Source organism: Xanthomonas sp. SHU 166, from assembly GCF_000364685.1.
GTDB classification, from domain to species: domain Bacteria; phylum Pseudomonadota; class Gammaproteobacteria; order Xanthomonadales; family Xanthomonadaceae; genus Xanthomonas_A; species Xanthomonas_A sontii.
The window spans coordinates 1-1,723 of sequence record NZ_AQOJ01000259.1 but is presented as its reverse complement, the minus strand read 5'-3'; the positions used below and the strand labels follow the sequence as shown (position 1 = coordinate 1,723).

Sequence of the window (1,723 nt, the reverse complement as noted above, 5' to 3'; positions counted from 1 at the left end):
CGCCGGCGGCCGCGCCGGCGATCCGCCGGCCACCGCGCTGGCGCAGGCGCTGCGCGACGGCCGCTTCGGCGTGGACCGGCTCAAGACCGGCACCCCGCCGCGCATCGACGGGCGCAGCCTGGACTACGCGGCGATGGAGGAACAGCCCGGCGACGATCCGCTCCCGGTGATGTCGTTCCTGGGCGAGGTGGCGCAGCATCCGCGCCAGGTCTCGTGCTGGATCACCCACACCACCGAGCGCACCCACGCCATCATCCGCGGCGCGCTGGACCGCTCGCCGCTGTACACCGGCCAGATCGAAGGCATCGGCCCGCGCTACTGCCCCTCGATCGAGGACAAGGTGGTGCGCTTCGCCGAGAAGGCCAGCCACCAGATCTTCGTCGAGCCGGAAGGCCTGGACGTGGTCGAGATCTACCCCAACGGCATCTCCACCTCGCTGCCGTTCGACGTGCAGCTGGAGCTGGTGCGCTCGATCCGCGGCTTCGAGCGCGCGCACATCACCCGCCCCGGCTACGCCATCGAGTACGACTTCTTCGACCCGCGCGGACTCAAGGCCTCGCTGGAGACCAAGGCCATGCCCGGGCTGTTCTTCGCCGGCCAGATCAACGGCACCACCGGCTACGAGGAAGCCGCCGCGCAGGGCCTGATCGCCGGCCTCAACGCTGCGCGCCAGGTGCGCGGGCTGGAACCATGGTCGCCGCGCCGCGACCAGGCCTACATCGGCGTGCTGATCGACGACCTGATCACCCACGGCACCAGCGAGCCGTACCGCATGTTCACCAGCCGCGCCGAGTACCGGCTGCAGCTGCGCGAGGACAACGCCGACGCGCGCCTGACCGGCATCGGCCACGACCTGGGCATCGTCGACGAAACGCGCTGGGCGCGCTTTCAGGCCAAGCAGGAGGCGGTGGCGCGCGAGAACGAGCGCCTGCGCGCGCTGTGGGCCACGCCGGGCAACGCGCTGGGCCGCGAGGTCGCGGCGACGCTGGGCGTGGCGGTGAGCCGCGAGACCACCGTGCTGGACCTGATCAAGCGCCCGGAACTGGACTACGCCGCGCTGATGCGGGTGCCGTCGCTGGGCCCGGGCGTGGCCGACGCGCAGGTGGCCGAACAGGTGGAGATCGGCATCAAGTACGCCGGCTACCTGGACCGCCAGCGCGACGAGATCGCGCGCCAGCAGCGCCACGAGGACACCCCGATCCCGGCCGCCTTCGACTACGCGCAGGTGCGCGGGCTGTCGGCCGAAGTGCAGCAGAAGCTCGAGCGCGTGCGCCCGCAGACCGTGGGCCAGGCGCAGCGCATCCCCGGCATGACCCCGGCGGCGATCTCGCTGCTGCTGGTGCATCTGGAACGCGCGCGGCGCAGCCGGGTGGCGTGATCGGTCGCGAACGCGCATCGCGCGCAGCACCCCCACGCAGGAGCGGCTTCAGCCGCGACCTGGGCGTGTCGGCAATGCCCCGTCGCGGCTGAAGCCGCTCCTTTGTTTTTCCCTTCTCCCCCCGGGAGAAGGTGCCCCGAAGGGGCGGATGAGGGTACGGATGGTGCACTAAGGTCCGGAGGCGGCGCTGCGCTCCCGGACCCTCACCCCTCTCCCGGGGGGAGAGGGGCTTTGACTACGGAAGCCGACGCATCCGCGCGACTGGCACATGGTTCCAGACGAAGCAGCGCGTGCCAGCGCCGGCGGCGATTGCCGGGAGGGGGTACGCACTGGGGTTGGGCTCAC

1 protein-coding gene is annotated in these 1,723 nt (G+C 71.8%); it reads left to right on the top strand.

Annotation, left to right across the window (positions count from 1 at the left end):
* A partial coding sequence (gene mnmG, locus D180_RS08415) for a tRNA uridine-5-carboxymethylaminomethyl(34) synthesis enzyme MnmG (RefSeq protein WP_017912448.1) occupies positions 1 to 1,378 on the top strand: 1,378 nt, incomplete at its 5' end.
* Between the last annotated feature and the right edge of the window lie 345 nt (positions 1,379 to 1,723).